The 3,315-nt window shown below is 67.8% G+C and carries 4 protein-coding genes; 3 read left to right on the forward strand and 1 reads right to left on the reverse strand.

Features of this window, described 5'->3' with window-relative positions:
* Window positions 1-356 precede the first annotated feature (356 nt).
* Entirely contained in the window at window positions 357-995 is a 639-nt protein-coding gene (locus EBH09_RS07595) for a DNA-3-methyladenine glycosylase (protein ID WP_121746284.1), read from the reverse strand.
* A gap of 145 nt (window positions 996-1,140) precedes the next feature.
* On the opposite strand from EBH09_RS07595, the gene EBH09_RS07600 reads away from it, so the two are divergent.
* The 3 genes from EBH09_RS07600 to EBH09_RS07610 all read left to right on the forward strand — a co-directional run bounded on the left by EBH09_RS07600 (window position 1,141) and on the right by EBH09_RS07610 (window position 3,299).
* Window positions 1,141-1,923 (forward strand): sporulation protein, encoded by a 783-nt coding sequence (locus tag EBH09_RS07600; RefSeq protein ID WP_121746285.1) that lies wholly within the window; start codon window positions 1,141-1,143, stop codon window positions 1,921-1,923.
* A gap of 49 nt (window positions 1,924-1,972) precedes the next feature.
* A complete protein-coding gene (locus EBH09_RS07605) occupies window positions 1,973-2,512 on the forward strand; it encodes a YbhB/YbcL family Raf kinase inhibitor-like protein (protein ID WP_121746286.1) in 540 nt (179 codons plus the stop codon).
* 280 nt (window positions 2,513-2,792) lie between these two features.
* Window positions 2,793-3,299, forward strand: a complete 507-nt coding sequence (locus EBH09_RS07610; protein WP_121746287.1) for an HNH endonuclease — start codon at window positions 2,793-2,795, stop codon at window positions 3,297-3,299.
* Window positions 3,300-3,315: the final 16 nt, after the last annotated feature.

The following is a 3,315-nucleotide window of genomic DNA, read 5'->3' on the forward strand; positions in this document are numbered from 1 at the left end:
ACGGACGCTTCCTTTGTACTCACCCGAGAGACTCTCTCAGGCTTTCCTCCGGGCGCTTCCCTTCGGTCTTGCGTTTCCGACTCTATCAGATCCTTTCGGCCCTGATTCCCTGTCGGCGGGATTTGTCGAGGCCTTCTGGCTTTCGCCCGTCGGCCTTTCGACATTCACTACGTTAGCCGATTCCTCCGTGGACTCATAATCGAGTCTCGCGAGTTTGAATTCAGGCATGCGGACACGCCAGATTCGCCCCCGCTGAGGAGAAGTCGTAGGTAGTGGGTTGGCCGCTTCCGGCTGCAGGCGATTGCCGTACCCGGGTCAAGCGGCTCGGGCTACGTTACGCGCCTGTCAAGGGAGAGTCAACTTCGGCGGCGGGGCACATGGGCCCGATAGGGACTGACCGTCGGGTCATCGGCGACCCAGTAACGCCAGGGATGGACGCCGCCCTCGCCGGCCACGCCGGTGCGTGGGCCGTTGAGTACCTGGTCGCGGGGCACAGGTGCGCCGGTCAGGACGCGCAGGGGGGTGGCCTCGGCGGTGCAGGCGTCCGTGCCGTTCAAGGATCGGTCCACGCCCAGGGCGGTGGCGAGGCGGGCCGGGCCTTTGGCCAGTTCCTTGTCATTGCGGGCGGAGAGTCGACGGGTGCGGGCCAGCTCGGCGCCCTCGATGATCTCGCCGGCGCGGAGCAGAACGGCGCTCGCCCTGCCCTCGGGACCGCACACCAGATTCATGCAGAACCACATGCCATAGGTGAAGTAGACGTACACGTGTCCGGGGGGACCGAACATCACTTCGTTGCGGGGCGTGCGACCTCGGTAGGCGTGGGAGCCGGGGTCGTTCTGACCGTCGTAGGCCTCGACCTCCGTCAGGCGGAGGGCGATCGGACCGTCCGGGGTGTCGCGGACCAGGATGCGGCCCAGGAGGTCCGGGGCCACCTCGAGGATGGGCCGGTCGAAGAAATCTCTGGGCAGAGGCGTACGGTCGGGGCTCGCGATCATGCTGTCCGAGCGTAACGCAGCCGGGTCCGTGCGCGGGGTGGCCAGGGAGTGTCCGCCGTGCCAGGGGGCGGGGCGCGGAACCGGTCACGGCCGAATCGCGTTTGTAGGGATCAGGGGTTCACACAAAGCCTGGAGAGGGAGAGACATGGCGTTCAAGAAGCTGCTCGCGAGCCTGGGGGCCGGCGGGGCTTCGGTCGAGACCGTGCTGAGCGAGGCCAACGTCGTTCCGGGCGGTGTCGTCCAGGGCGAGGTGCGGATCCAGGGCGGGTCCGTCGACCAGCAGATCGAGGCGCTGTCGGTCGGGCTGCAGGCCAAGGTCGAGGTGGAGAGCGGCGACCAGGAGTACAAGCAGGACATCGAGTTCACGAAGAGCCGGCTCGGTGGTGCCTTCGAGCTGAAGGCGAACGCCGTACACGCCGTGCAGTTCGGGCTCGAGATTCCGTGGGAGACGCCGATCACGACGATCGACGGGCAGACGCTGCGCGGGATGGACATCGGCGTGACCACGGAGCTGGAGATCGCGCGCGCCGTGGACTCCGGTGACCTGGACCCGATCAACGTGCACCCGCTGCCGGCGCAGAAGGCGATCCTGGACGCGTTCATCGGGCTGGGCTTCCGCTTCAAGAGCGCGGACATGGAGCGGGGCCACATCCGCGGTACACGGCAGAAGCTGCCGTTCTACCAGGAGATCGAGTTCCTCCCGCCGCAGCAGTACCGAGGACTGAACCAGGTCGAGCTGAGCTTCGTCGCCGATGCTCAGGCGATGGACGTCGTGCTGGAGATGGACAAGAAGCCCGGGCTGTTCAGCGAGGGCAGCGACACGTTCCGTTCCTTCAAGGTGGGGCTGAACGACTACCAGGGGACCGACTGGACGGCGTACGTCAACCAGTGGCTGTCCGAGGTCGGCAGCAAGCGGAACTGGTTCTAGGGGTTCTAGGCTCGGACCGCACTGCACCGAACGATCAGGAGGTACCGAGGTGACCGAGCTCAAGCGGCGGCCGCTCCCCCATGACTTCCACCCGCCCGTGCCGGCGTTCACGGTCACGAGTGAGGACGTCCAGGAGGGGGCGACGCTCAAGGACGCTCAGGTTCACGCGGCCGGCAACACCTCGCCGCAACTGCGGTGGGAGGGTTTCCCCGCCGAGACCAAAAGCTTCGCCGTGACGTGCTACGACCCGGACGCCCCGACGGGCAGCGGGTTCTGGCACTGGGTCGTGTTCGACATCCCGGCCTCGGTGACCGAGCTGCCGGTGGGCGCGGGCAGTGGCAAGTTCGAGGGGCTGCCGGAGGGGGCCGTACAGGCGCGCAACGACTTCGGCAGCAAGGACTTCGGCGGTGCCGCGCCGCCGGCCGGGGACGGGCCGCACCGGTACGTGTTCACGGTGTACGCCGTGGACCAGGAGAAGCTGGGGCCGGACGCGGAAGCCACCCCGGCGTTCGTCGGCTTCAATCTGCGGTTCCACACGATCGCGCGTGCCCAGCTGATCGGTGAGTACGAGGTGTCCACCGAGGGCTAGGGACCTGTCCGGCGGATCATGCCGCAGACGGGAGCCGGCACGCCCGTCTGCGTCGGCGGTTGCCGGGCATGCCCCAGTGTTCCGAGCGTTCATGGAACGTTTGCCCGCCCCTGGTCTTGGAATGGATCAGGGGCGGGCATTTTTGTTGCCGGGGGGGGCGTGGGGGAGCTTTCCCCCTCGCAGGAGCAGCAGATATTGCGTTGTCCATCTCGGCGTGCCCGGCCAGAGTTGATCCCAGCCCGCCACGGGGTGGGCCGGTGCGCACGGGAGGTGGGCTGGTATGCGGGACACGCTGGTACTCAACGCGAGCTTCGAGCCGTTGTCGACGGTGACGCTTCATCGAGCCGTCGTTCTGGTGCTCCAGGACAAGGCCGTCGTCGAACAGGCCCACCCTCAACTGCGGATGCGCGGAGCCGCGCTCGACATACCGGCGCCCCGGGTGATCAGGCTGTGCCAATACGTACGGGTGCCCTTCCGAAGACGCGCTCCATGGTCGAGGCGGGGCGTGCTGGTCCGGGACCGGCACCGGTGCGCGTACTGCGGGCGGCGGGGGACGACCGTCGACCACGTGGTGCCGCGGTCGCTCGGCGGGCAGGACACATGGTTGAACACGGTGGCCTCGTGTGCCGAGGACAATCACCGGAAGGCGAACCGGACGCCCGAGCAGGCGGGTATGCCGCTGCTGCGGGAGCCGTTCGAGCCGACGCCTGCCGACGCGATGCTCCTCGCCTTGGGTCAGGACGACTTCGACGCGTTGCCGGAGTGGCTCGCCCAGCCGGCCGCGTGACCCACCACGTCGATGG

Source organism: Streptomyces sp. E2N166, from assembly GCF_003671715.1.
In the GTDB taxonomy this organism is placed as follows: domain Bacteria; phylum Actinomycetota; class Actinomycetes; order Streptomycetales; family Streptomycetaceae; genus Streptomyces; species Streptomyces thinghirensis.

Bases quoted from the DNA above. Each gene is read 5' to 3' on its own strand.
- EBH09_RS07595 (WP_121746284.1), bottom strand. From the start codon at position 995: ATGATCGCGAGCCCCGACCGTACGCCTCTGCCCAGAGATTTCTTCGAC.
- EBH09_RS07610 (WP_121746287.1), top strand. From the start codon at position 2,793: ATGCGGGACACGCTGGTACTCAACGCGAGCTTCGAGCCGTTGTCGACG.
- EBH09_RS07600 (WP_121746285.1), top strand. From the start codon at position 1,141: ATGGCGTTCAAGAAGCTGCTCGCGAGCCTGGGGGCCGGCGGGGCTTCG.